The 23,731-nt window shown below is 68.6% G+C and carries 23 protein-coding genes and 4 tRNA genes; 10 read left to right on the forward strand and 17 right to left on the reverse strand.

What is annotated here, in order from left to right; translation table 11 throughout:
• The 3 genes from ACN6M5_RS05095 to pdxS all read right to left on the reverse strand — a co-directional run bounded on the left by ACN6M5_RS05095 (window position 1) and on the right by pdxS (window position 2,389).
• Entirely contained in the window at window positions 1–762 is a 762-nt protein-coding gene (locus tag ACN6M5_RS05095) for a YebC/PmpR family DNA-binding transcriptional regulator (protein ID WP_085367770.1), read from the reverse strand.
• 109 nt (window positions 763–871) lie between these two features.
• Window positions 872–1,486 (reverse strand): pyridoxal 5'-phosphate synthase glutaminase subunit PdxT, encoded by a 615-nt coding sequence (gene pdxT, locus ACN6M5_RS05100; protein ID WP_434948764.1) that lies wholly within the window; start codon window positions 1,484–1,486, stop codon window positions 872–874.
• Entirely contained in the window at window positions 1,487–2,389 is a 903-nt protein-coding gene (pdxS, locus tag ACN6M5_RS05105) for a pyridoxal 5'-phosphate synthase lyase subunit PdxS (protein ID WP_085367772.1), read from the reverse strand.
• Window positions 2,390–2,476: 87 nt separating this feature from the next.
• On the opposite strand from pdxS, the gene ACN6M5_RS05110 reads away from it, so the two are divergent.
• On the forward strand, window positions 2,477–3,784 hold the full coding sequence (locus ACN6M5_RS05110) for an aminotransferase class I/II-fold pyridoxal phosphate-dependent enzyme (protein WP_434948765.1): 1,308 nt from the start codon (window positions 2,477–2,479) through the stop codon (window positions 3,782–3,784).
• A gap of 67 nt (window positions 3,785–3,851) precedes the next feature.
• Complete coding sequence (gene pdxY / locus ACN6M5_RS05115) at window positions 3,852–4,703, forward strand: pyridoxal kinase PdxY (protein ID WP_434948766.1); 852 nt, start codon at window positions 3,852–3,854, stop codon at window positions 4,701–4,703.
• Window positions 4,704–4,716: 13 nt separating this feature from the next.
• Here the strand turns inward: pdxY and ACN6M5_RS05120 are convergent, their stop codons facing one another.
• From ACN6M5_RS05120 to ACN6M5_RS05130, 3 genes are all read right to left on the reverse strand, one after another.
• Window positions 4,717–5,364 carry an HIT family protein gene (locus ACN6M5_RS05120; protein ID WP_434948767.1) on the reverse strand — a complete coding sequence of 216 codons (648 nt, stop codon included), beginning with the start codon at window positions 5,362–5,364 and terminating at the stop codon, window positions 4,717–4,719.
• Window positions 5,352–7,334: a threonine--tRNA ligase gene (gene thrS / locus ACN6M5_RS05125; RefSeq protein WP_434948768.1), complete on the reverse strand. Its 1,983-nt coding sequence runs from the start codon at window positions 7,332–7,334 to the stop codon at window positions 5,352–5,354. The genes ACN6M5_RS05120 and thrS overlap by 13 nt, the downstream gene beginning before the upstream one ends.
• An 83-nt stretch (window positions 7,335–7,417) precedes the next feature.
• On the reverse strand, window positions 7,418–7,795 hold the full coding sequence (locus ACN6M5_RS05130) for a hypothetical protein (RefSeq protein WP_434948769.1): 378 nt from the start codon (window positions 7,793–7,795) through the stop codon (window positions 7,418–7,420).
• A gap of 162 nt (window positions 7,796–7,957) precedes the next feature.
• Between ACN6M5_RS05130 and ACN6M5_RS05135 the strand changes: the two genes are divergently transcribed.
• Entirely contained in the window at window positions 7,958–8,551 is a 594-nt protein-coding gene (locus ACN6M5_RS05135; protein WP_434948770.1) for a hypothetical protein, read from the forward strand.
• A 46-nt stretch (window positions 8,552–8,597) separates the two neighbouring features.
• On the opposite strand, the gene ACN6M5_RS05140 is transcribed toward ACN6M5_RS05135, so the two are convergent.
• From ACN6M5_RS05140 to ACN6M5_RS05150, 3 genes are all read right to left on the reverse strand, one after another.
• Window positions 8,598–8,672: transfer RNA gene (locus ACN6M5_RS05140), tRNA-Val, on the reverse strand.
• Window positions 8,673–8,692: 20 nt separating this feature from the next.
• Window positions 8,693–8,766 (reverse strand) — tRNA-Cys (locus ACN6M5_RS05145).
• 53 nt (window positions 8,767–8,819) lie between these two features.
• Window positions 8,820–8,892: transfer RNA gene (locus tag ACN6M5_RS05150), tRNA-Gly, on the reverse strand.
• A gap of 164 nt (window positions 8,893–9,056) precedes the next feature.
• Here ACN6M5_RS05150 and ACN6M5_RS05155 point away from each other — a divergent pair.
• A tRNA-Val gene (locus ACN6M5_RS05155) sits at window positions 9,057–9,129 on the forward strand.
• Window positions 9,130–9,192: 63 nt separating this feature from the next.
• Here the strand turns inward: ACN6M5_RS05155 and ACN6M5_RS05160 are convergent.
• From ACN6M5_RS05160 to zapE, 4 genes are all read right to left on the reverse strand, one after another.
• Window positions 9,193–9,711 (reverse strand): type II toxin-antitoxin system PemK/MazF family toxin, encoded by a 519-nt coding sequence (locus ACN6M5_RS05160; protein WP_434948771.1) that lies wholly within the window; start codon window positions 9,709–9,711, stop codon window positions 9,193–9,195.
• Window positions 9,623–10,933, reverse strand: coding sequence for an ammonium transporter (locus ACN6M5_RS05165; RefSeq protein WP_434948772.1), 1,311 nt, complete (start codon window positions 10,931–10,933; stop codon window positions 9,623–9,625). The genes ACN6M5_RS05160 and ACN6M5_RS05165 overlap by 89 nt, the downstream gene beginning before the upstream one ends.
• Before the next feature lie 122 nt (window positions 10,934–11,055).
• Window positions 11,056–12,330 carry an ammonium transporter gene (locus tag ACN6M5_RS05170; protein ID WP_085367784.1) on the reverse strand — a complete coding sequence of 425 codons (1,275 nt, stop codon included), beginning with the start codon at window positions 12,328–12,330 and terminating at the stop codon, window positions 11,056–11,058.
• A gap of 199 nt (window positions 12,331–12,529) precedes the next feature.
• A complete protein-coding gene (zapE, locus tag ACN6M5_RS05175) occupies window positions 12,530–13,579 on the reverse strand; it encodes a cell division protein ZapE (protein ID WP_085367785.1) in 1,050 nt (349 codons plus the stop codon).
• Window positions 13,580–13,733: 154 nt separating this feature from the next.
• Here zapE and ACN6M5_RS05180 point away from each other — a divergent pair, with 154 nt between their 5' ends.
• Window positions 13,734–14,633, forward strand: coding sequence for a sulfurtransferase (locus tag ACN6M5_RS05180; RefSeq protein WP_434948773.1), 900 nt, complete (start codon window positions 13,734–13,736; stop codon window positions 14,631–14,633).
• A gap of 9 nt (window positions 14,634–14,642) precedes the next feature.
• Window positions 14,643–15,107 carry a SufE family protein gene (locus tag ACN6M5_RS05185; protein ID WP_434948774.1) on the forward strand — a complete coding sequence of 155 codons (465 nt, stop codon included), beginning with the start codon at window positions 14,643–14,645 and terminating at the stop codon, window positions 15,105–15,107.
• Here the strand turns inward: ACN6M5_RS05185 and ACN6M5_RS05190 are convergent.
• On the reverse strand, window positions 15,104–16,321 hold the full coding sequence (locus tag ACN6M5_RS05190; protein ID WP_434948775.1) for an alpha/beta hydrolase family protein: 1,218 nt from the start codon (window positions 16,319–16,321) through the stop codon (window positions 15,104–15,106). The two genes, ACN6M5_RS05185 and ACN6M5_RS05190, sit on opposite strands and share 4 nt — an antisense overlap.
• Window positions 16,322–16,421: 100 nt before the next feature.
• On the opposite strand from ACN6M5_RS05190, the gene ACN6M5_RS05195 reads away from it, so the two are divergent.
• The 3 genes from ACN6M5_RS05195 (at window position 16,422) to ACN6M5_RS05205 (ending at window position 19,466) form a co-directional block, all read left to right on the forward strand.
• Window positions 16,422–17,015 carry a DUF3000 domain-containing protein gene (locus ACN6M5_RS05195; protein ID WP_085367789.1) on the forward strand — a complete coding sequence of 198 codons (594 nt, stop codon included), beginning with the start codon at window positions 16,422–16,424 and terminating at the stop codon, window positions 17,013–17,015.
• Window positions 17,008–18,204, forward strand: a complete 1,197-nt coding sequence (locus tag ACN6M5_RS05200; RefSeq protein ID WP_085367790.1) for an HRDC domain-containing protein — start codon at window positions 17,008–17,010, stop codon at window positions 18,202–18,204. Before ACN6M5_RS05195 ends, ACN6M5_RS05200 begins: the two co-directional genes overlap by 8 nt.
• Before the next feature lie 71 nt (window positions 18,205–18,275).
• The gene (locus tag ACN6M5_RS05205; protein WP_434948776.1) at window positions 18,276–19,466 is read left to right on the forward strand and encodes a thiolase family protein; all 1,191 of its coding nucleotides are present in this window, start codon (window positions 18,276–18,278) and stop codon (window positions 19,464–19,466) included.
• A gap of 84 nt (window positions 19,467–19,550) precedes the next feature.
• Here the strand turns inward: ACN6M5_RS05205 and ACN6M5_RS05210 are convergent, their stop codons facing one another.
• On the reverse strand, window positions 19,551–19,790 hold the full coding sequence (locus ACN6M5_RS05210; protein WP_434948777.1) for a PLDc N-terminal domain-containing protein: 240 nt from the start codon (window positions 19,788–19,790) through the stop codon (window positions 19,551–19,553).
• A gap of 11 nt (window positions 19,791–19,801) precedes the next feature.
• Window positions 19,802–20,530 carry a hypothetical protein gene (locus ACN6M5_RS05215; RefSeq protein WP_434948778.1) on the reverse strand — a complete coding sequence of 243 codons (729 nt, stop codon included), beginning with the start codon at window positions 20,528–20,530 and terminating at the stop codon, window positions 19,802–19,804.
• Between the two features lie 318 nt (window positions 20,531–20,848).
• On the opposite strand from ACN6M5_RS05215, the gene ACN6M5_RS05220 reads away from it, so the two are divergent.
• Window positions 20,849–22,987, forward strand: a complete 2,139-nt coding sequence (locus ACN6M5_RS05220) for a 3-hydroxyacyl-CoA dehydrogenase NAD-binding domain-containing protein (protein ID WP_434948779.1) — start codon at window positions 20,849–20,851, stop codon at window positions 22,985–22,987.
• Window positions 22,988–23,044: 57 nt separating this feature from the next.
• On the opposite strand, the gene ACN6M5_RS05225 is transcribed toward ACN6M5_RS05220, so the two are convergent.
• Window positions 23,045–23,665 (reverse strand): TetR/AcrR family transcriptional regulator, encoded by a 621-nt coding sequence (locus tag ACN6M5_RS05225; protein ID WP_434948780.1) that lies wholly within the window; start codon window positions 23,663–23,665, stop codon window positions 23,045–23,047.
• Window positions 23,666–23,731 lie beyond the last annotated feature (66 nt).

Here is a 23,731-nt window from a genome sequence, read left to right on the forward strand (position 1 = left end):
CTACTCGTCTTCGCCGAGCTCGGCCTGGACCTCGGCGGTGAGGTCGAGGTTGGTGTAGACGTTCTGCACGTCGTCCGAGTCTTCGAGCGCGTCGATCAGGCGGAACACCTTGCGCGCGGTCTCCGCGTCCGCCTCGATGTTGAGGCTCGCGACGAACTCGACGTCGGCGGAGTCGTAGTCGATCCCCGCGTCCTGCAAGGCGGTGCGGGCGGCGACCAGGTCGGTCGCCTCGGTCTGCACCTCGAACGACTCACCGCGGTCGGTAACCTCTTCCGCACCGGCGTCGAGGACGGCCGTGAGCACGTCATCCTCGGTCAGGCCGTCCGCGTGCGGGACGACGATGACACCCTTGCGGTGGAAGTTGTACGCGACGCTGCCCGGGTCGGCCATGGTGCCGCCGTTGCGCGTCATCGCCGTGCGGACCTCGGCGGCCGCGCGGTTCTTGTTGTCCGTCAGACACTCGATGAGGAGCGCGATGCCGTTGGGACCGTATCCCTCGTACATGATCGTCGCGTAGTCGATGGACTCACCGGTGAGTCCGGCACCGCGCTTGACGGCGCGGTCGATGTTGTCGTTCGGGACCGAGGTCTTCTTCGCCTTCTGGATGGCGTCGACCAGGGTGGGGTTGCCGGACAGGTCGGCGCCGCCCATCTTGGCCGCGACCTCGATGTTCTTGATCAGCTTGGCGAACGACTTGGCGCGGCGCTGGTCGATGACCGCCTTCTTGTGCTTGGTCGTTGCCCACTTGGAATGCCCGGACACTGGTGCTCCCTCAGTTACGTCTAAAGATCCTGACCATTGTAGGACGCGCCGGGCCCCACTTCCCCGCACGACGCCCGTGGATGCGCGACGCCGCGTGCCAGCGGGACGCTTAAGCTGCGCTCTCCGCGCGCTCGCGGACCAGCCCGAGGAAGTACTCGTGGAACCGCGTGTCCCCGGTGATCTCCGGGTGGAACGACGTGCCGATCAGGTTGCCCTGCCGCACGGCGACGACACGCCCGTCGTCCAGCTGCGCGAGCGGCGTCGCCTTCTCGCCGACGCTCTCCACGATCGGCGCCCGGATGAACACGGCGTGCATCGGCTCGTCGCCGACCGCCGGGATGCGCAGGTCGGTCTCGAACGAGTCGAGCTGCGAGCCGAACGCGTTCCGCCGCACGGACACATCCAGCCCGCCGAGGCTCTCCTGGCCGCGGATACCGTCGAGCACCCGGTCGGCCAGCATGATGAGCCCTGCGCAGGTGCCGTACACCGGCAGCCCGCTCGCGATGGCCTGCTTGAGCGGTTCGGCCATCCCGAAGGTGCGGGACAGCTTGTCCATCACGCTGGACTCGCCGCCGGGGATGACCAGCCCGGCCACCTCCGCCAGTTCGGCGGGTCTGCGCACCGGCACCGCGTCGGCGCCCAGCCCGCGCAGGACCGCGATGTGCTCGCGGAAGTCCCCCTGCAGGGCCAGGACGCCGACCGGCGCCGTCGATTCCGCCGTCACTTACCAGCCGCGCTCGGCGAGACGGTGCGGTGCTGCGAGGTCGGCGACGTTGATGCCGACCATCGCCTCGCCGAGTCCGCGGGACACCTCGGCGATGACCTTGGGGTCGTCGTAGAAGGTGGTGGCCTTCACGATCGCCGCAGCGCGCTGCTCGGGGTTGCCCGACTTGAAGATGCCGGAGCCGACGAACACGCCGTCCGCGCCGAGCTGCATCATCATCGCGGCGTCCGCGGGAGTGGCGACACCACCGGCCGTGAACAGCACGACGGGCAGCGAGCCGGTCTCCGCGATCTCGGCGACGAGGTCGTACGGCGCCTGCAGCTCCTTGGCCGCGACGTACAGCTCGTCTTTGCTCATCGCACTGAGAGCGGCGATCTCCGACTTGATCTTGCGGATGTGCTTGGTGGCCTCGGAGACGTCTCCGGTGCCCGCCTCGCCCTTGGAGCGGATCATCGCCGCGCCCTCGTTGATGCGACGCAGCGCCTCACCCAGGTTGGTCGCACCGCAGACGAAGGGGACGGTGAAGCCCCACTTGTCGATGTGGTTGACGTAGTCGGCGGGCGAGAGCACCTCGGACTCGTCGATGTAGTCGACGTCGAGCGCCTCGAGCACCTGCGCCTCGACGAAGTGGCCGATGCGGGCCTTCGCCATGACCGGGATGGACACCTCGGCGATGATGGCCTCGATCAGGTCGGGGTCGCTCATCCTGGCGACGCCGCCCTGGGCGCGGATGTCGGCGGGAACGCGCTCGAGTGCCATGACGGCGACGGCGCCGGCGTCCTCGGCGATGCGCGCCTGCTCGGGGGTGACGACGTCCATGATGACGCCGCCCTTCAGCATCTCTGCCAGGCCTCGCTTGACCCGGTTCGATCCGGTGGCGGCGCTCTGTTCGGTGTCAGCCATCGTGGTCCTCTCGTCTGGAACTAATTCATCTTTGACCTATGCCAAACGATAGCACCCGGCCTCGCGCTCGCTAAACTCGGGAGCGTCATGGAACAGATCATCACAGGCACGACGGCCGCGGAGATCGCGGACAGCGTGCGCGGACTGCACGAGCGCGGCGAACTCCGCACCGGGGACGCACTCCCCCCTGTCCGCGAGCTCGCCGCCCTGCTCGGCGTGAACCGCAACACGGCCGTCGCCGCATACCGGATGCTCGCCCAGGCCGGCGTCGTCGTCGCTCGCGGCAGAGCAGGCACGGTCGTCGCGGGGCACGAGGCCGTCGCCCAGGAGGGCTACGCGGCCGACACCGTGCTGCGCGACATCGGCACAGGCAACCCGGACACCCGCCGCATCCCGGACCCGAGCAGAGCGCTCGCCCGCGCGGCCGGCCGGCCCGTGCTCTACGGCGAGCCGGTGATCGACCCCGCCCTCGAACGCCACGCCCGCGACTGGGCGGCCGCCGACCTCCCCGGCGTCGACCTCCGGATCACCGTCACCAGCGGTGCCGTCGACGCCGTCGAGCGCCTGCTCGCCCAGGCCCTGCTCCGCGACGACGCCGTCGCGCTCGAAGACCCGTGCTTCCTGGCGAGCATCCACACGGTGCGGCTCGGCGGCTACCGGGCGGTGCCCGTCCCCGTCGACGCGGAGGGGATGACCGTCGCCGGCCTGAAGGACGCCCTCGACGCCGGCGTGCGCGCGATCATCTGCACCCCGCGAGCGCAGAACCCCACCGGCTCGACTCTCACACCGCGAAGGGCCGCCGCCCTGCGCGAGCTGCTGGCTGAGCATCCATACGTCCTGGTCATCGAGGACGACCACTTCTCGATGCTGTCGCAGCGTCCGTACGAGACGCTGATCGGCCCGACCCACCGCCGGGTCGCGCTCGTCCGCTCCGTCTCGAAGTTCCTCGGCCCCGACATGTGCCTCGCCATCGCGGCGACCGACCCGGAGACCGCCGAACGCCTCGCCCTGCGGCTCAGTCCGGGCACCACCTGGGTGAGCCACCTGCTGCAGCGCCTCGTGCTCGCGCAGCTCACCGACGAGGCGGTGCAGGAGCAGATCGCGGAGGCGGGGCGCCACTATGCGGAGCGCAACGCGGCGTTCGCGGCACTGCTGGCCGAGCGCGGGCTGCCGACCGAGGCGGGCGACGGCCTCAACCTCTGGGTCGAGCTGCCGATCGAGGCGAAGACGGTCGCGGAGCGCCTCATGCGGCGCGGCTGGCTGGCGCGCACCGGCGACGAGTTCCTGCTCACCGAGCGCGCAGCGCCCTCCCACCACCTGCGGCTCACCGTCCACGACCTCACCGAGGACGAGACGCTGCGACTGGCCGACGACCTGGCCGACGCCGCCCGCTGAACGACGCCGCCCCACGCTGAGCCTGCCGCGGGATGAGCGCCACCCGAAGGGATGAGAGGATCGAGGGATGAAGATCCTCTCCATCCAGTCCGCGGTGGCGTACGGCCACGTCGGCAACTCCGCAGCCGTCTTCCCGCTCCAGCGCATCGGGGTGGAGGTGCTCCCCGTCTACACGGTGAACTTCTCCAACCACACCGGTTACGGCGCCTGGCGCGGGCCGCTGATCGCCCCGGAGGATGTGCGAGAGGTCATCACCGGCATCGAGGAGCGCGGCGTGCTCGGGCAGATCGACGCCGTGCTCTCCGGATACCAGGGCGGCGAGGGCATCGGCGACGTGATCATCGACGCGGTCGCACGGGTGAAGGCCGCGAACCCGGATGCGGTCTACGCCTGCGACCCGGTGATGGGCAACGCGAAGTCCGGATGCTTCGTCGCCCCGGCCATCCCGGACCTGCTGCGCGACAGGGTGGTTCCGGTCGCCGACATCATCACGCCGAACCAGTTCGAGCTCGGGTTCCTCACCGGCACATCGCCGGACACGCTCGAGTCCACCCTGGAGTCGGTGGATGCTGCGCGCGCGATGGGCCCGGACACCGTGCTGGTCACGAGCGTCGAACGCCCGGATGCCGAGCCGGACACCATCGAGATGCTCGCCGTCGACGGCAGCGGCGCCTGGATCGTGCAGACCCCCCGGCTGCCGATGAAGGCGAACGGCTCCGGCGATGTCACGGCCGCCCTGTTCACGGCGCACTACCTGCGCGACGGCAGTGCGGAGTCCGCGCTCCGCAAGACGGTGTCGAGCGTCTACGACCTGCTGAGCAGGACGCTCGACTCCGGTGAGCGGGAGCTGCAGCTCGTCGAGTCGCAGGAGTTCTACGCGCACCCGCGCGAGCAGTTCGCCGTGCGCCAGGTGCGCTGAACGGGGCTGCCGGTCAGTCTTTCGGCCAGGCGTCCGCGATGGCTGCGCGGACGTCGCCGAGCAGCTGCGGCAGCGCCTTCGTCTTCGCGATGATGGGCAGGAAGTTCGCATCCTGAGCCCACCGCGGCACGATGTGCTGGTGCAGGTGCGCGGCGATCCCCGCGCCGGCGATGGCGCCCTGGTTCATGCCGATGTTGAAGCCGTCGTTCTTGGACACCTGCCGGATGACCCGCATCGCCGTCTGGGTGATGCTGCCGATCTCGGCGATCTCCTCCGGCGTCGCCTCGTCGTAGGTGGCGATGTGGCGGTACGGGCAGACCAGCAGGTGGCCGCTGTTGTACGGGAACAGGTTGAGCAGCGCGTACGCGTGCGTCCCGCGCGCCACGATCAGCGCATCCTCGTCGCTCATGGTGGGCGCGACGCAGAACGGGCAGTCGTCCGCGCCCGGCTGCTGGCCGTTCTGGATGTAGACCATCCTGTGCGGCGTCCAGAGGCGCTGGAACTCGTCAGGAACGCCGACGAGGTAGCCGGGGTCGTCGATGCGGACGTCCCCGGCTGCCCCGGCTCCCCTGGCTGCGGCTGCGGCGTCCGCTCCGGATGCGGCGGGAGTCCCGTCCGCTCCGGAGGCGTCCGCGTAGTCGTCGAGGCTCAGTCGAGCCATGCCGTGTCGACCTGCTCGTGCTTCTCGATCGCGGAGACGATCCTGTCGATCGCCTCGTCGACCGTCACGCCGTTGCGCTGCGTGCCGTCGCGGAAGCGGAAGCTGACCGTGCCGGCCGACGCGTCCTCCTCGCCGACGATGAGCTGGAACGGCACCTTCGCCTTGGTGTGCGTGCGGATCTTCTTCTGCATCCGGTCGTCGGAGTGGTCGACCTCTGCGCGGACGCCCTTCGCCTTGAGGCGCGAGATCACGTCGTCGAGGAACGGGCCGAACTGGTCGGCGACCGGGATGCCGACGACCTGCACCGGGGACAGCCACACCGGGAACGCCCCGGCGTAGTGCTCCAGCAGGATCGCGAAGAACCGCTCGATCGATCCGAGCAGTGCGCGGTGGATCATCGCGGGCTGCTTGCGCGTTCCGTCGGCCGCCGTGTACTCCAGCTCGAACAGCTCGGGCTGGTTGAAGTCGAGCTGGACGGTGGACAGCTGCCAGGTGCGGCCGATCGCATCCCGCGCCTGCACCGAGATCTTGGGGCCGTAGAACGCGGCACCGCCCGGGTCGGCGACCAGTTCGAGACCGGACTCCACCGCGACCTGCCGCAGCGTCTCGGTCGCCTGCTCCCAGCTCTCGTCGGAGCCGACGTACTTGTCCGGGTCCTTCGTCGAGAGTTCGAGGTAGAAGTCGGTGAGGCCGTAACCGCGCAGGGTTTCGAGCACGAATTCGAGCTGGCGCGCGACCTCGTCCTTGATCTGCTCGTCGGTGACGTAGATGTGCGCGTCGTCCTGGGTGAGGCCGCGCACACGGGTCAGGCCGGACAGCGTGCCGCTCTTCTCGTAGCGGTACACGGTGCCGAATTCCGCCAGCCGTAGCGGGAGCTCACGGTAGCTGCGGCCGCGCGCCCGATAGATCAGGTTGTGCATCGGGCAGTTCATGGGCTTGAGGTAGTAGTCCTGGCCCTGGCGGGTGACGTGACCCTCCGCATCCACCTCTTCGTCCAGGTGCATGGCGGGGAACATCCCGTCCTTGTACCAGTTGAGGTGCTGGCTGATCTCGTACAGCCGGCCCTTGGTGATGTGCGGGGTGTTCACCAGCTCGTAGTCGTTCGCGATCAGGCGCTCGCGCATGAAGTTCTCGATCTCGTTGCGGATGATGCCGCCCTTGGGGTGGAACACCGCCAGTCCAGAGCCGATCTCCTCCGGGAAGCTGAACAGGTCCAGCTCGGAGCCGAGCTTGCGGTGGTCGCGCTTGGCGGCCTCCTCCATGCGCGTCTGGTACGCGCGCAGCTCGTCCTTGGTCGGCCAGGCCGTGCCGTAGACGCGCTGCAGCTGCTTGTTCTTCTCGTTGCCGCGCCAGTACGCCGCCGCGACGCGGGTGAGCGACCAGCCGTTCCCGATCATCCGGGTGTTGGGCAGGTGCGGGCCGCGGCAGAGGTCCTTCCAGACCGTCTCCCCCGTCTTCGGGTCGACGTTGTCGTAGATGGTGAGCTCTGCACCGCCGACCTCGACGGACTCGCTCTCGTCGAACGCCGCGGTGTCGCCGTGGACGACGCCGCCCTTCAGCCCGATGAGCTCCAGCTTGTACGGCTCGTTCGCGAGCTCTGCGCGCGCCTCGTCGTCGGTGACGACCCTGCGCACGAAACGCTGGCCGGCGCGCACGATGCGCGACATCTCCTTGTCGAGCGCCTTGAGGTCTTCCGGGGTGAAAGACTCTGCGACGTCGAAGTCGTAGTAGAACCCGTCGGTGATGGGCGGCCCGATGCCGAGCTTCGCCTCCGGGTTGATCGCCTGAACGGCCTGCGCGAGAACGTGCGCGGTCGAGTGCCGCAGGATGTTCAGCCCATCCGGGGAGTCGATGGTCACCGGTTCGACGGTGTCCGTGGTCGTGACCTGCGTTGCGAGATCTTTCAGCTCGCCGTTGACGCGCATCGCGACAACGGAACGGTCGGTGAAGAGCTCGAAGCCGTCAGCCACCTTTTCCACTCCTTGGATCGATTGAATCGGAACCGTTCAAGCTTAGTGCGCGCGGGGTGGGTGGCTGATCCCGTCTCCTGCTTCTATTCCTTGCGGCGCATCCAGTGCTCACGCAGGAACATCCGGCCGAACCAGGCGCTGAGCCCGTTGCCCCCGAACTCGTCCGGATCGGCGTCGAGCACTTCGGTGCCCTGCGGTTCGGGCAGCGCCTCCGCATCCTGAGCGGTCAGCGTCGTGTGCACGGCCCCGGTCGTGATCCGGCCGACGGCATCCGCGTCCACGAACCGCACGCCCCGGCCGGTGTGGATCGCGATCCCGTCGAACAGGTCGATCGTGCTGTCCTGCAGAACGTGCTCGACGGTGCCGATCTGCGTGCCGTCCTCCGCGAGGACGGGTGTGCCCTTCGTGAGGGCTGTGTATGCGATCGGGGTGTCGGTGGATTCAGGTGTGTTGTCCGTCACGCGGCGCACTCTACTCCTGCGGGTTGGGCGCCGCCGCGCGGTGTCTCGTGGCCGATGCACGGATGGTCCTGACGGATGAGGAGTCTGCACCGCTGGAGCGATGTGCACGCCGCACTCCTGCGTCACGGTGGAATGGTGCGGTGGCGAACGGTTCTGGGGTGGATGCCCGTCACGCTGTCCGTTTTGCTCGCGGTCGCAGGCGTGTCGCTCTACGCAGCCGACTCCGGGCCGCGCGGCGTACTGCTGGTGGGAACGCTCGACGGCTCCCAGCTCGGACTGCTGCTGATCATGATCGCCACAGGCTGCGGCGTCGTCGCCCTGTTCCAGTCGGCCGCCCTGGCCGCGCGCCTCCGACGGCCGCTCTGGAGATTCCTGGTCCGCGTGGTCGCCGGGCTGCTGGTCCTGGCAGCGCTGCCGTTCGGATGCGGCCTGGTGTTCGTTGCCGCGTTCGCCAGCGTGAACTCATACCAGCGGCTCGCTGTTCCCGGGCATACCGTTGTGGTCCGGACGCTCACCTGGCATCACCGCAGTCTGGCCATCCTCGAGCAGGATGGGCTGTTCTTCCACTCGGTGGCGCTCTGCGGAGACCCGCTGCCCGTGGACGGCTACGACGCGTTTACTGCTGGACAGTACGACGTCGTCGCCCGCGGCGGTCACGATGTGCTCCGGTTCGCGAAAGGTCCACGTGGGTCGTTCACCGGCGAGGCCGTCCTTGGGGCGAGGCTGGGTGACGACGTGTCCGCGAGCTGCGGTTAGCGCGTGCCGGCGCACGAAAAAACCCCCGGCGAACCGGGGGTTGTAATGGTGGGCGATACTGGGATCGAACCAGTGACCTCTTCCGTGTCAGGGAAGCGCGCTACCGCTGCGCCAATCGCCCAAGCCTGGATGGTTCCAGGTTGGAGGTGGATACGGGATTCGAACCCGTGTATACGGCTTTGCAGGCCGCTGCCTCGCCTCTCGGCCAATCCACCGTTTGGGTTCACCACCGTTGTGAGAAGCCCGACCTTTCGGTCGGGCTGACTCGAGCGGATGACGAGATTCGAACTCGCGACCCTCACCTTGGCAAGGTGATGCGCTACCAACTGCGCTACATCCGCATTTCGTTCCGCATCTCTGCGGCACTTGAATGACTTTAGCCGATGCCGACGCGGAAAACCAAACCGGGTCATGCAGCCGGGTGTGTCGCGTGCCGGATGTGCGCCGGGCCCCGTTCGTCGGCTAGTATCGAGTCTCGCAGCCGGTTCACGGCAGCGAAACCCCAGGGCGATTGGCGCAGTTGGTAGCGCGCTTCCTTCACACGGAAGAGGTCATCGGTTCGAGTCCGGTATCGCCCACAGCAGGCCACGGGAAACCGTGGCCTTTCCTGTTCCCGCGGTCAGCGGGGAGTACAGCGCCGGTCAGCGCCAGCGATAGCGGGCGACGAGGGCGTCGCGCACGGTGTCGTAGCGGCGGCGGTCGAGGGCCGTCGCCTCGCGGCGCATCCCGGACTGGTGCACGCGGAAGACGCGGTCGGTGTTGACGTAGCTGGGCCTGCGTTGCGCATCCCAGCCGCCCGTGCCGATCGGAACGTACTCCGAACGACCGGGATGCGCCTGACTGGTGAGCTGCACGGCCAACACCGTGCCGCCCGGCTCGGCCGCGACGACGAGCACGGGGCGGTCCTTGCCGCGGCCGTCGCGCTCCTCGTACGGCACCCAGGTCCAGACGACCTCGCCGGGGTCGGCGTCGCCGTCGGTGGCCGGGCTGTACGTCATCGTCACCCTGCCGATGGCGCGCGGGTCGACCTCGACCGTGGCGGACGGGCCCGTGCGGCCGGGCTCAGCGCCGTCAGCTCGGGATGCCGCCCGGGTCGTGGGTGTGGCGGGTGTCGTCGCCGTCGTGCGCGTCGCGGACGTCGCGCGCCTCGACGGCGTCATGCGCGTGGGCAGCAGAGCGTTCGCGATCGCGCGCAGCAGGTTCATCGGGGAAGCCATCGCTCGCACCATACCGGAGCCGCGTGAGGCCGATGGTGTGCCGCAGCACCGTCGCGATGACCAGCGACACCACGAATGAGTATGCGGCGACGCCGAGACCGGCGACCGCCTGGGAGACGAAGAGGTCGAAGTTGCCGCTGTCGACCATCCCGTCTCCGGTGGCGAACAGGCCGATGTAGAGCAGGCCGACGAGGCTGGCGACGATGTGGATGACGCAGATCGTCATCGGGACGCCGAAGCGTGCGCGGGCGGCCAGGTCGACCATGCTGGCGCAGGCGACGGCGGCCAGAGCGCCGAGCAGCAGGGACCAGCCGATGGTGAGCACGCCGGAGGCCGGAGTGATCGCCACGAGGCCGGCCACCGCGCCGCAGAGTGCGCTGGTGACCGTCGGCCGACGCAGCAGCACCCTGTCGACGATGATCCACATCAGCGCTCCCCCGGCGGACGCCATCAGTGTGTTCAGCGCGATCAGCGGCGCGAAGGCGTCGAGGGCGCCCTCCGAACCGACCGTGAGGCCGAACCAGCCCACCCAGACCAGCGCCCCGCCGACCGCCACCAGCGGCAGGCGCCGCTCTCCGGCCACGGGGTGGTCGCGGTGACCGCAGGCGAGGATCACCCCCGCCGCTCCACTGCCCGCCGCCAGGCTGACCGGGATGGCGCCGCCGAAGTCGATCACGTGCATCCCGGAGACCGCCCAGCCGTCGCTGAGCGCGAAGACCGCGTAGCCGGAGGGGAACAGCACCAGCACGCTCCACAGCGCGGAGAACACCGCCCAGGCCCGCAGGGTCACCCGGGAGGCGACAGCGGCGCCGAGGATCGTCACGGCGACGGCGCAGACCGCGATCAGGTAGCCGGCTCTCGCCAGCGGGTACATTGTGGATGCTGCCCCGCTGCCCGGCGTGAACTCCCTGGCGAGCCCCCAGTCCGGCCGCCCGACGACGTGGGCGATGAGCGGATCCCCCGCGAGCATCCCGTAGCCGCCGACCACGGCGAGGACGACGACGATGGCCGACCCGGTGAGGGCCGCTCTGAACGCCTGCGAGGCTCCGCGCGCGCCGGTCATGCCGCCGTAGAAGAACGCCAGCCCCGGCACGACGGCCATCACGAACGTTGCGCTCACCAGGAGCAGGAGGGCGTCCACCTGCGCGCTCGTGGCTGGCGTCATCCGTCCTCCTCGTCGCGCGAACCGGGCATCAACACACTACTGGCGCGCACGCGAAGCGGGGCGCCGCCCGAAGGCGACACCCCGCTCGCGTGCTGTGGTTACTGTGCTGCTGGTCGGTCCGATCAGACCGTCTCGAGGGCGTAGCCCTCTTCGCCGTGCACGACCGTGTCGACGCCGGCCAGCTCGTCCTCGTTCTTGACGCGGAAGCCCATCGTCTTCTGGATGACCGTTCCGATGATCCAGGCCAGGACGAAGGAGTAGATCATCACGCTGAACGCGCCGATCGCCTGCGCACCGAGCTGGGCGAAGCTGCCGCCGTAGAGGAGGCTGGAGAAGCCCTTCGTGGCGTCGCCGTCGATGTGGGTGAAGCCGAAGACGCCGATCCAGAGCGTTCCGATGAGACCGCCGATGAGGTGGATGCCCACCACGTCGAGCGAGTCGTCGAAGCCGAGCTTGAACTTGAGGTCGATGGCGACGGCGCAGACGGCACCGGCGACCAGGCCGAGGAGGATCGCGAACCCGGGGGTCAGGATGTTACAGGCCGGGGTGATCGCGACCAGGCCGGTGACCGCTCCGGATGCCGCACCGATGGAGGTGGGCTTGCCGTCCTTGAACTTCTCGACGATCAGCCAGCCGATGGTGGCGGCAGCCGGAGCGGCGAGGGTGTTGATCCAGGCGATCGCCGCCACGCCGTCCACTGCGGCCTCCGAGCCGGCGTTGAAGCCGAACCAGCCGAACCAGAGGAGCGCGGCGCCGAGGAGCGTGAGCGGCACATTGTGCGGCTTCGACATGCCCTTCTGGAAGCCGACGCGCTTGCCGAGCACCAGGGCGAGTGCGAGGCCGGCGGCTCCGGCGTTGATGTGGACCGCTGTACCACCCGCGAAGTCGTTGACGTGCAGGAGGGCGGGCGCCCAGCCGTCAGCCAGGTTGAACACCCAGTACGCGACCGGGAAGTAGACGACCGTGACCCAGATGCCGGCGAACACCATCCACGCGCCGAACTTGGCACGGTCGGCGATCGCGCCGGAGATCAGGGCGACGGTGATGATCGCGAAGGTGGCCTGGAACCCGGCGAAGGCGAGGCCGCCCAGGTCGGGGGTCATGCCGTCCTTGCCCATCAGGCTGGACAGGAACCAGTCGGGGGTTCCGAGGAAGTGTGGGATGAGTGGCTTGCCGAACGCGAGGCCGTACCCGTAGAACACCCACAGGACGCCCACGATCGCCATCGCGCCGAAGCTCATCATCATCATGCTGACGACGCTCTTGGCGCGGACCATTCCTCCGTAGAAGAAGGCGACGCCGGGGGTCATCAGCAGAACAAGGGCTGCGGCGACGAGCAGCCACAGGGAGTTGACGGTCCCTGCCTCTGCGTAGTCCGCTGCTGTGTGTAGCAACATACGTTGGTCTACCTCTCTCATGAATGCGCACGGGCCCCGGTCTGGCTGATCGGTGAGCGTTTCGGGGTGTGCCCAGTTTCATCACGGGAGGTTTCCGTGGAGGGATGCTCGTGTTTCGGGTCTGTTACGCATCCACAATGCGTGTAAACATCGTGTTTCGTGCCGCCCGGAATCCGTCGAGCGTCATCGTCGAGCGTCGTCAGTCGTGCGGGGGGAGCTCTCCGGTGGTCAGAGCGATCATGCGGGAGACGGAGCGCAGGTACTTCTTGCGGTATCCGCCGCCGAGCATGTCCTCGTCGAACACCTCGCTGAGCGGCACCCCGGTCTGCACGATCGGGATCTCCGCGTCGTAGACCCTGTCGATGAACGCCACCAGGCGCAGCGCCGCCATCTGGTCGTGCAGGATGCGCACGCCGGTGAGGCCGATGACATCGACGCCGTCGAGCAGCTTGATGTAGCGGGAGGGGTGCACCGTGGCGAGGTGCGCGATCAGCGTGTCGAAGTCGTCGCTGGTGACCGTCTCGCCGCGTGCACCGAGGGCTCCGGTGATGCGGTCGTACTCGTCCTGCTCGACGGTGACGGCCCTGCCCTCCGTGTCGCGGCGGCGGTAGTCGAGTCCGTCGATCCGGATGGTCTCGAAGTTGGCGGACAGCGACTGGATCTCGCGCAGGAAGTCGCTCGCGGCGAACCGCCCCTCGCCCAGTGCGTTCGGCGGGGTGTTGCTCGTGGCCGCGATCCTGGTGCCGGATGCGACCAGCTCGCCGAGCATCCTGGTCATCATCATCGTGTCGCCCGGGTCGTCGAGCTCGAACTCGTCGATGCAGATCAGTGTGGAGCCGCGCAGCAGGTTGACGGCGCCCGCGTAGCCGAGCGCGCCGACCAGCGCGGTGTACTCGATGAACGTGCCGAAGTACTTGGGGCCGGGAGCCTCGCGCCAGAGCGCGGCGAGGAGGTGCGTCTTCCCGACGCCGAAGCCGCCGTCGAGGTAGACGCCCGGCTTGGTCTCCGCCTTCTTGCGGTTGCGGCTGAACAGTCCGGCCGGACGCTGCGGCTCCCACGACTTCGCGAACGTGCGCAGGATGCCGACGGCCTCCGCCTGCGACGGATAGTCGTGATCGGGACGGTACGACTCGAACGTCGCGTTCTCGAACTGAGACGGCGGGACCAGCGACGACGCGATCTCGGCCCCGGTGATCTGCGGGGCACGGTCGGCGAGGCGCACCAGAGCGCCGGTCTGGTCGATCGTCATGGAAGCTGCACCTTTGTGTCGAAGTCTTACCGCACCGGTTTACGCGCAGATAGCCTGGTACGTAAGTTCGCACAGTGTCGGGGTGTCCAGCCTAAACCGACCGAGCCGATAGTTCCCCTCGCGCCCACGAGGCGCCCCCTGGAGGTAATGCACGATGTCCATCGAGGTCGACCAGTCCCCCGCTTTCGCCGATTACGCGCATCCAGAACGGCTGGTGAGCACGGAATGGCTCGCCGAGCACCTCGGGCAACCCGGACTGGTCGTCGTGGAGTCCGACGAGGACGTGCTGCTGTACGAGACGGGTCACATCCCCGGCGCCGTGAAGATCGACTGGCACACCGACCTCAACGACCCGGTGCAGCGCGACTACGTCGACGGCGAGCGCTTCGCCGAGCTGCTCGGCTCGAAGGGCATCGCCCGCGACTCGACCGTGGTCATCTACGGCGACAAGAACAACTGGTGGGCCGCGTACGCGCTCTGGGTGTTCACCCTGTTCGGTCACGAGGACGTCCGCCTGCTCGATGGCGGCAGGGACAAGTGGATCGCCGAGGGCCGCCCGATCACGAAGGACAAGCCGAGCGTCACCCCGGTGGAGTACCCCGTGGTGGAGCGAGACGACACGGTCATCCGCGCCTTCAAGGACGACGTGATCGCTCACTTCGGCCAGCCATTGATCGACGTCCGCTCCCCCGAGGAGTACAGCGGAGAGCGCACCGAGATCCCCGGCTATCCGACGGAGGGCGCGCTGCGGGCCGGGCACATCCCGTCCGCCGCGTCCGTGCCGTGGGCGCGGGCTGCCGCTCCGGATGCGACGTTCAAGCGCCGCGCGGACCTCGAGGCCATCTACCTCGGCGAGGCGGGCCTGAAGGAGGGCGACGACGTGATCGCCTATTGCAGGATCGGTGAGCGGTCGAGCCACACCTGGTTCGTGCTCACCCACCTGCTCGGGTTCGAGAACGTGCGCAACTACGACGGGTCGTGGACGGAGTGGGGTTCCGCTGTGCGCGTACCGATCGTCACGGGCAGCGAGCCGGGCGAGGTCCCGGCGAAGTAGCCTTGTCGTATGACTGATCCGGCTTCGACGTCACCCTCTCTCGCACCAGCTCTGGCGGAGATCCGCGACGACTTCCTCGCGCTGGAGCAGCCGGACAGGCTGCAACTGCTGCTGGAGTTCTCCGAGGAGCTTCCCGACCTCCCCGAGCGGTACCGCGACCATCCGGATCTGTTCGAGCGGGTCGTCGAATGCCAGTCGCCGGTCTACATCTTCGTGGAGGTGGACGAGCACGACATCGTCCACCTCCACGCGACCGCGCCGGAGGAGTCCCCGACCACGCGCGGGTTCGCGTCGATCCTGGCCCAGGGCCTCGCCGGTCTGACCGCCGAGGAGGTGCTGGCCGTTCCGGACGACTACCCGCAGACGCTCGGGCTCACCCAGGCCGTGTCCCCGCTGCGCATCCGGGGCATGACGGCGCTGCTCGGCCGCACCAAGCGGCAGGTGCGGGAGAAGCTGGCGGCCCGGGAGGGCTAGCCGGCCGCTTCGGCGGCCTCGGCCGCGTCCGCATCCACCGCATCCACGTCGATGTGCTCGCTGAGCCAGCCGGCGATGGAGGTGCTCCAGCGTTCCTCGTCGTAGTTCCAGAGCTTGGTGTGCAGCGCGGTCGCAAACGGTACGAGGGTGACGATGTCGCTGCGCGCTGCGGCGAGCGCCCGGGATGCGGTGGACGGCACGAAGCCGTCGTCGTCGCTGTGCAGGATCAGCGTCGGCAGGCTGAGGTCGGCCGCGCGGGCGACGAAGTTCATGCTGGTCAGGTCGATCGGCGCTGCCTGGCCGGTGAACGGGCCGCCCCAGGTGGACTCGATGAGGCGCAGGGCGCCCTGGGTGATCGGGTCGGGGAGGCGGAGCATCCTGGCCTGGTATTCGAGGGTGTCGATCCAGTCGATCACCGGCGATTCGAGGATGATGCCGCGGAGCAGGCCGAGCGCCGACGACCGCGTGATGGTCTGCAGCACGACGGCTCCGCCCATCGACCAGCCCATCAGGACGATGGAGGTGGCGCCGTGGTCCTCCGCATACCGGAGCGCCGCGTCGATGTCGTGCCATTCCGTGCCGCCGAGGCCGTAGCGGCGGTCAGCGCTGTTGGGGGCGTCCCCGTCGTTGCGGTACGACGCGAGCAGGGTGGTGTACCCCTGGTCGTGGAAGGTGCGGACCGCGCGCAGGCCCTCCTGCCTGGTGGCTCCCCAGCCGTGCACCTGGATGACCCAGTGGTCGCCCGGCCCGTCGTCCGGCGGGAACAGCCAGGCGGGGGCCTCGCCCAGCTCGGTGTCGATGGTGACGCTCTCGACGGGAAGGCCGAGTTCCGACGGTTCGAGGTAGTAGTAGCCGCTGATGCGGCCCCGGCCGGGGCGCAGGTCTCCGAAGGCGACGGACTCCAGCGTGCGGGTCACCGAGCCGTCCTCGCGGGAGATCGCGCCGCCGATCTTCGCGTATCCGGTCTCCTCGGCGAACCACAGGCCGTAGCGGCCAGGCACCGACGAGTCCGGTGTTTCGCGCAGCGTCACCGTCCCCGTATCCAGGTCGACAGCCCGGATGCTCTGGTTCTGCGGCCGCTTGCGCACCGGCGTGACCACGGTGCGCGCCACCCTCGTCATGATGAGGACGGCTCCCGCTCCGGCCGCGAGGCCGAGGACGGCGGCCGCGACGACGGCCGTGCGGACGGATTTCGCGAACGTCGAACGCGCCATGCCGTCAGCGTAACCCCGATACGGCGACGGGGTGTTCAGGACTTCCCCAGGCGGCGTGCCTTACCGTCGCCACCCGGCAAAGGACCCTAGTGTTCCTATCGTGCCGACAACACCCTCGACCCCACGCACTCCCCCGGAGTTCGCCGCGGCGTTGGAGACGATCCGCCACGCGACGTCCCGTCCGGAGCTCGTGGTCACCGAGATCCCAGCGCCCGGCCAGCTCGCGCCGTACTCCGTCGCGCTGGCGGCCGACGTGCGGCCGACCAGGCACGGCAGCGACTCCGACCTCGGCACCGGCCGGTTCATCCTGCTCTACGACGAGGCGGAGCCGGAGGCGTGGGGCGGCCCGTTCCGCATCGTCTGTTTCGCGCAGGCGCCGCTCGAGACCGACATCGGGCTCGACCCGTTCCTGGCCGACGTGGCCTGGTCGTGGCTGGTGGATGCGCTGGACGCCCGGCAAGCGAAGTACACCGCGGCGAGTGGCACGGCCACCAAGATCATCTCCACCGGTTTCGGGGAGCTCGCCGCCCAGGGCGACGGGTCGCAGATCGAGCTGCGCGCATCCTGGAGCCCGCTGGAGAGCGACATCTCCGCGCACGTCGAGGGCTGGGGCGAGCTGCTCTGCATGCTGGCCGGGCTCCCGCCGACCGGCGAGGGTGTGAGCCTGCTGACGAGACGGACCCCGCGTGGCTGATCATCACGTCATCGACACCAGGGACGAATACCTCGACGCGGTCGAGACCATTGCGGCGGGCAACGGACCCGTCGCCGTCGACGCGGAGCGGGCGAGCGGCTTCCGCTACTCGCAGCGGGCGTACCTCATCCAGGTCTTCCGCCGCGACGCTGGCACCTTCCTCTTCGACCCTCCCGCCGTCGGCCGTTTCGACGAGCTGAACGCCGCCATCGCCGACGAGGAGTGGGTGCTGCACGCCGCCACCCAAGACCTCACCTGCCTGCGCGAGGTCGGACTCGACCCGCACCACGTCTTCGACACCGAACTGGCCGCCCGGCTGCTCGGGATGCCCAGGGTCGGCCTCGGCACCGTGGTGGAGGAGCTGCTCGGCATCCACCTCGCCAAGGAGCACTCCGCGGCAGACTGGTCGACCAGGCCGCTGCCGGAGCCGTGGCTCGTCTACGCCGCCCTCGACGTCGAGCTGCTCCCCGACCTGCGGGATGCGATCGCCGCCCTCCTCGATGAGCAGGGCAAGACCGCGATCGCGCAGCAGGAGTTCGACGACGAGCTGGCCCGCGACCTCAAAGTGGTGCGCAACGAGCCGTGGCGGCGCCTGTCCGGCATCCACTCGATCCGGGGCATCCGCAACCTGGCCGTCGCGCGGGAGCTGTGGCTGAGCCGCGACGAGCTGGCCCGCACCACCGACATCGCGCCCGGCCGCCTGGTGCCGGATGCGTCGCTCACCGCCGCGGCGAAGGCCATGCCGGAGACGAAGCGCGGTCTCGCGTCGCTGCGCGAGTTCAACGGCCGCGCTAGCCGCACGGAGCTGGACCGCTGGTGGGAGGCCATCGAGGCCGGCCGCACCACCGACGACCTTCCCGTGATGCGCGGCAACGGAGACACCCTGCCTCCCCCGCGCGCCTGGGCGGACAGGAACCCGGAGGCCGACGCCAGGCTGAAGGCGGCGCGCGCCGCGGTCACCTCCCTCTCCGAGGAGCTGTCGATCCCTGTCGAGAACCTGCTCACGCCGGAGACGCTGCGCCGGGTGGCGTGGGCGCCGCCGGAGTCGCTGGACAGCGCATCCATCGGCGCGGCCCTCGCCCAGTGGGGTGCGCGGCCCTGGCAGATTGAGGCAACCTCACAGGCGATCGCCCAGGCCTTTGTGGAAGCCAGCCAAAACGGCCCGGACGCCACGGAAGCGGATTCGTAGAAAGAATCAAACGATTCTTCCGGCGCGCATCGCATCCCTAGGATCGAATCCGACCTGATTTGGGAGGCATTGTGGCCGATAGAGCTGATGTCGTCTTCGTCGATGGAGTGCGCACTCCGTTCGGGCGAGCCGGCGAAAAAGGGCAGTACTGGAACACGCGCGCGGACGATCTGGTGGTCAAGGCCATGATCGAGCTGCTGGAGCGCAACCCGAACGTGCCCAAGGACAGGATCGACGACGTGGCCATCGCGGCCACCACGCAGCAGGGCGACCAGGGCCTCACCCTCGGACGCACGGCAGCACTGCTCGCCGGCCTGCCGAAATCGGTGCCCGGCTTCGCCATCGACCGGATGTGCGCGGGCGCCATGACCAGCGTCACCACCCTCGGCTCCGGCATCGCGTTCGGTGCGTACGACCTCGCCATCGCCGGTGGCGTCGAGCACATGGGACGCCACCCGATGGGCTTCGGCGCGGACCCGAACCCGCGCTTCCTCTCGGAGCGCCTGGTCGGCGAGGACGCCCTCAACATGGGCATGACCGCCGAGCGCATCCACGACCGGTTCCCCGCGCTCACGAAGGAGCGCTCCGACCGCTACGCGATGCGCAGCCAGCAGAAGACCGCCGCGGCGTACGCGGCCGGCAAGCTGCAGCCCGACCTGGTGCCCGTCGCCATCCGCTCCGAGAACGGCTGGGGCCTCGCCACCCAGGACGAGGGGATGCGCCCGGAGACCAACATGGAGTCCCTCGCGACCCTGCGCACCCCCTTCCGTCCGCACGGCCGCGTCTCGGCCGGCAACTCGTCGCCCCTGACCGACGGGGCGACGGCGAGCCTGCTCGCCTCCGGCGACGCGGTGAAGGAGTTCGGCCTGAAGCCGAAGATGCGCATGGTGAGCTTCGCGTTCGCCGGTGTCGAGCCTGAGATCATGGGCATCGGCCCGGTGCCGTCGACCGAGAAGGCGCTCCGCAAGGCCGGTCTCACCATCGACGACATTGGCCTGTTCGAACTGAACGAGGCGTTCGCCATCCAGGTGCTGTCGCTGCTCGACCACTTCGGCATCGACGACGAGGACCCGCGCGTCAACCAGTGGGGCGGCGCCATCGCCGTCGGCCACCCGCTCGCCGCCAGCGGCGTGCGCCTGATGATCCAGCTCGCCCGCCAGTTCGAGGAGCACCCCGAGGTCCGCTACGGCCTCACCGCGATGTGCGTCGGCCTCGGCCAGGGCGGAAGCGTCATCTGGGAGAACCCCCACTACCGCGGCTAGTCGTGCCCTCCTGCACGACAACGCGAATGCGCCCGATGAAGACATCGGGCGCATTCGTGTTTCCGTGGCTGGCTTCGGCTGGCGCTACTTGGTCGTCCGCGTCACCCGCCCGCGCGTTCGCTCGACCGCAACGGTCGCGAACCAGGCGATGGCGCCGAGAGCGGGCAGAAGGAGCACTGCGAAGAGCCACGCGACTCGCTGCGCGGGCGTCACCGATCTCGAGACCGACACGCTGACGAGCGCCGCAACCACGAGAACAGCCGCGACGAGCGCGATGGCGACCCCGGCAACGTCGAACACGGCGGGAATCTCAGGATTGCTCACCGCAGATCCCTTCAGGAGTTGGTCTGCCAGGCGCGATCGCCGCCGACATTCAACTGTACCCAGACGTTCCAGCTGCCCAAATAGCCGCCGCTCACATCAGCCTGCCACCGCTGATACGCAGCGGAACTGTTCTCGGACTTCTTCCACGAGACGCGGACAGGCGAACTGCACGACGTCGGGTAGACGCAGCGCTGGAACCCATAGCCGCCGTCGATCATCTGATCCGACCCGCCCTGGACCAGGGTGTAGCCCACATTGATCGCGCCGACGAAGATGGTCCCCCACGCGCCATCGATCTGGCAGCCGGTCGCGTTTGAGTAGCCGGACCCGCTCTGATAGCGACACTGCGAGATCGCCCGTCCTTGGGGTCCGCCGCCCTGCTCCAGAGCGGGAATCTCGAGCCCGACGTATGCGACAGAGCCGTCGGCGAACCGCTTCACGTCATACTCGAATCCGTCCTTGACGACACCGCGTTCTTCCGAGACCGGGACGGCATTCGGAGTGCTGGCATCCCACGCCTGGCCTGCTTGGGCGCGTGCGATGAGCTCATCTTGCGTCGCGACGGGCACGTCGAACTTCGCGAGCGTTGCGCGAAGGACCTGCGCGTCAGCCGCTGACAGAGGCGACGCCGTCCCTTCGGCAGGCGCTCCTGTAGCGTTCGCTGCTCCCGTCAGCGCGAGGCAAAGAGCCCCCGCTGCCGCCGCGATGGAGAAGAGGGGCCGTCGAATTGCTTTGGTCATGTTTCACCTCGTTGTGCTGTGCCAGCTTCGTTGCTGATACCCCGCACACTAGCGTTGATGTGCAATATTTTGCAAGGCTACGCATCAGTTCGACCCACGCTGTGCCTGTTTCACCGCCGACCGTCGCCCCGAGCTGACTGTACGAATCTGCCAACACTGGGCGCCATCCACGCCGTTGACGTTGTGCAGAGCGGCAAGCGATGTGCACCAGGACTCCCGGCTCGATAGCCTCCTCCAAGGACAACGGCTCTACGACGGCGTCAGTCAGCGCGCGTCGGAGACCCTCACATCACAAGCGCGCTCGGAAGGCATAAAGACGTGACCGACTATTCCAAGATCGACTTCAGCCCGCTCGTCGACCTCACCTCCGACGAGGTCGTCACCCACTCGTTCGTCAAGGACATCCCGCTGCCGAGCGGCAAGACGCTCGCGCTGGTGACCCTCGACAACGGGCGCGACCACACGCGCCCGAACACGATGGGGCCTGCGACCCTCCTCGAACTGGGGAAGACGTTCGATGAGCTGACGGAGCGCGCGGGCCGCGGCGAGATCGACGCGGTCGCCGTCACAGGCAAGCCCTTCATCCTCGCGGCGGGCGCCGACCTCTCCCGGGTGGGCGACATCCCGAGCGTCGAGGTGGCGAAGCTGCTCCCCCAGCTCGGTCACTACGTGCTCGGCAAGCAGGCCACCCTCGGCGTCCCGTCGTTCGTCTTCACCAACGGGCTCGCGCTCGGCGGCGGTGTGGAGATCGGCCTGAACGCCGACTACCGCACCATCGACAGGTCGGCGGCGGCGTTCGCCCTGCCCGAGGTCTTCCTCGGCCTCATCCCCGGCTGGGGCGGCGCGTACATCCTGCCGAACCTGATCGGCATCGAGAACGCCCTCAAGGTGATCGTCGAGAACCCGCTGAAGCAGAACAGGATGCTGAAGCCGCAGGACGTCTTCGACCTCGGCATCGCCGACGCGATCTTCGACTCGGCGAACTTCCTGGAGGACTCGCTGCGCTGGGCGGACAGGGTGCTCACCGGCGAACTCACCGTGAAGCGGCCGAACGTGCCGGGCAAGGTCGAGCGGATGGTCAAGTGGGATGCGGCCATCGGCATCGCCCGCAAGATGCTGGAGAGCCGCATCGGCACCGTGCCGAAGTCGCCGTACGCCGCGCTCGACCTGCTGAAGGCCGCCAAGTCCGGCACCAAGGAGGAGGGCTTCGAGCGCGAGGACGACGTGCTCGCCGAACTCATCTCCGGCGACCAGTTCCAGGCCAGCATCTACGCCTTCAACCTGGTGCAGAAGCGGGCAAAGCGTCCGGCGGGTGCTCCCGACAGGAAGCTCGCCAAGAAGGTCACCAAGGTCGGCGTGATCGGCGCGGGATACATGGCCAGCCAGTTCGCGCTGCTGTTCGTGCGTCGCCTGCGGGTGCCCGTGGTCATCACCGACCTCGACCAGTCGCACGTCGACAAGGGCGTCGCGTACATCCACGACGAGATCGGCAAGCTGCAGGAGAAGGGCCGCATCTCCCCGGACGAGGGTAACCGCCTGCGCGCGCTCGTCACCGGCACGACGGACAAGGCGCTGTTCGCCGACGCCGACTGGGTGATCGAGGCCGTGTTCGAGGAGCTGTCCGTCAAGCAGGACGTGTTCGCGGAGATCGAGCAGTACATCTCCGACGACGCCGTGCTCGCCACCAACACCTCCTCGCTGTCCGTCGAGAAGATCGGCGCGAAGCTGAAGCACCCGGAACGGCTGGTCGGCTTCCACTTCTTCACACCGGTGGCCGTCATGCCGTTGATCGAGGTCGTGAACACGCCGAACACCGACGAGGCGACCCTGTCGACCGCGATGGTCACGGCGGCTGCCCTGAAGAAGAACGCCGTCATCACCGCGGACACCCCCGGCTTCGTGGTCAACCGCGTGCTGGCGAAGGTGCTCGGCGAGGCGATGCACGCGGTCGACGACGGAACGCCGTTCGAGACGGTCGACGAGGCGTTCGCGCCGCTCGGCCTCCCGATGCCCCCGTCTGCACTGCTCGACCTGGTCGGTCTCAAGGTCGGTGCGCACGTCCTCGACACGCACCACGCCGCGTTCCCGGACCGGTTCTACCGCAGCGAGAACCTGCACAGGCTGGCCGAGCACGGCACCCTCCTGGAGAAGGACTCGAAGGGCAGAGTCAAGGGTATCGACAAGCAGGCGGCGAAGATCGTCTCCGGCGGCAAGAACCCGTGGACCAAGGACCAGATCCTGCGCGGGCTCGAGGACGGCCTCGCCGACGAGATCCACCGGATGCTCGTGGACGACCACGTCGTCGCCGCTCCGGAGGACATCGACCTCTGCATGATCCTCGGCGCGGGCTTCCCGTTCCAGATGGGCGGCATCACGCCGTACCTCGACAGGGTCGGAGCGTCCGAACGCGTCTTCGGGGACACCTTCCAGCATCCCCCCGTGAAGGGCGTGGCGTAACAGCAGCTGCCAGCGAGATGCCGGTAACTGTGCCGATTTCACCCGATTTCGGCGCAGTTACCGGCTTTTCGTCGTCTCGGGCACGATCACCAGGTCGAGGTAGGCACGCAGTGCGGCCGCCGCATCGATCCGCTCCGGCGTGTACAGCCACTGCAACTGGATGCCCTCCCACAGCGCGATCACGGACGCCGCAGCGAGCGCCGGGTCGACGCCGTCGCGCAGCCGCCCGTCGGCGCGGAGCGCGGCGAACTCGGCCTCATACTCCGTGCGAAGTGCGTCGTAGCGTCCGAGGAAGTACTCGCGGCCGGGGTGGTCGGCGGTGACCGCCTCAGCGGAGAGCACGCTGTAGAGCGCGATCAGCCCCGGGATGCGTTCGTTGGCCGCCGCCTGCGCGACGATGTGCGTCTCGAACGGCTCGTCGTGCGCCCTGCTCGCCTCCCCCGCCCCGAGTTCGTCGCGGAGTTCGAGCACGGCCAGCAGCACGTCCTCCTTGCCGGAGAAGTAGTGCTGCAGGTTGGAGAGGCTGATCCCCGCCGCCGTCGCGATCTCGCGCAGGGAGCTGGCGTGGTAGCCGCGCGTGGCGAACACGCGGTACGCCTCTTCGACGATCTGGCGGCGGCGCGCTGCGCTCTTCGCGTACGGCCCACGGCGTCGGGGGCGGGAGGTCTGGATGTCCACGAAACCAAATTAGGTCACCCGAGCTAGTTTTGTATATGGTCGGCATACACGTTTCCACTCACGACG

This window comes from Leifsonia araucanica, from assembly GCF_051161895.1.
In the GTDB taxonomy this organism is placed as follows: Bacteria; Actinomycetota; Actinomycetes; order Actinomycetales; family Microbacteriaceae; genus Leifsonia.

Excerpts from the sequence above, each read along its gene's own strand:
- pdxS (WP_085367772.1), bottom strand. The coding sequence starts at position 2,389 with ATGGCTGACACCGAACAGAGCGCCGCCACCGGATCGAACCGGGTCAAG.
- ACN6M5_RS05110 (WP_434948765.1), top strand. The coding sequence starts at position 2,477 with ATGGAACAGATCATCACAGGCACGACGGCCGCGGAGATCGCGGACAGC.
- pdxY (WP_434948766.1), top strand. The coding sequence starts at position 3,852 with ATGAAGATCCTCTCCATCCAGTCCGCGGTGGCGTACGGCCACGTCGGC.
- ACN6M5_RS05120 (WP_434948767.1), bottom strand. The coding sequence starts at position 5,364 with ATGGCTCGACTGAGCCTCGACGACTACGCGGACGCCTCCGGAGCGGAC.
- ACN6M5_RS05135 (WP_434948770.1), top strand. The coding sequence starts at position 7,958 with ATGCCCGTCACGCTGTCCGTTTTGCTCGCGGTCGCAGGCGTGTCGCTC.
- ACN6M5_RS05160 (WP_434948771.1), bottom strand. The coding sequence starts at position 9,711 with ATGACGCCGTCGAGGCGCGCGACGTCCGCGACGCGCACGACGGCGACG.
- ACN6M5_RS05165 (WP_434948772.1), bottom strand. The coding sequence starts at position 10,933 with ATGACGCCAGCCACGAGCGCGCAGGTGGACGCCCTCCTGCTCCTGGTG.
- ACN6M5_RS05170 (WP_085367784.1), bottom strand. The coding sequence starts at position 12,330 with ATGTTGCTACACACAGCAGCGGACTACGCAGAGGCAGGGACCGTCAAC.
- zapE (WP_085367785.1), bottom strand. The coding sequence starts at position 13,579 with ATGACGATCGACCAGACCGGCGCTCTGGTGCGCCTCGCCGACCGTGCC.
- ACN6M5_RS05180 (WP_434948773.1), top strand. The coding sequence starts at position 13,734 with ATGTCCATCGAGGTCGACCAGTCCCCCGCTTTCGCCGATTACGCGCAT.
- ACN6M5_RS05185 (WP_434948774.1), top strand. The coding sequence starts at position 14,643 with ATGACTGATCCGGCTTCGACGTCACCCTCTCTCGCACCAGCTCTGGCG.
- ACN6M5_RS05190 (WP_434948775.1), bottom strand. The coding sequence starts at position 16,321 with ATGGCGCGTTCGACGTTCGCGAAATCCGTCCGCACGGCCGTCGTCGCG.
- ACN6M5_RS05215 (WP_434948778.1), bottom strand. The coding sequence starts at position 20,530 with ATGACCAAAGCAATTCGACGGCCCCTCTTCTCCATCGCGGCGGCAGCG.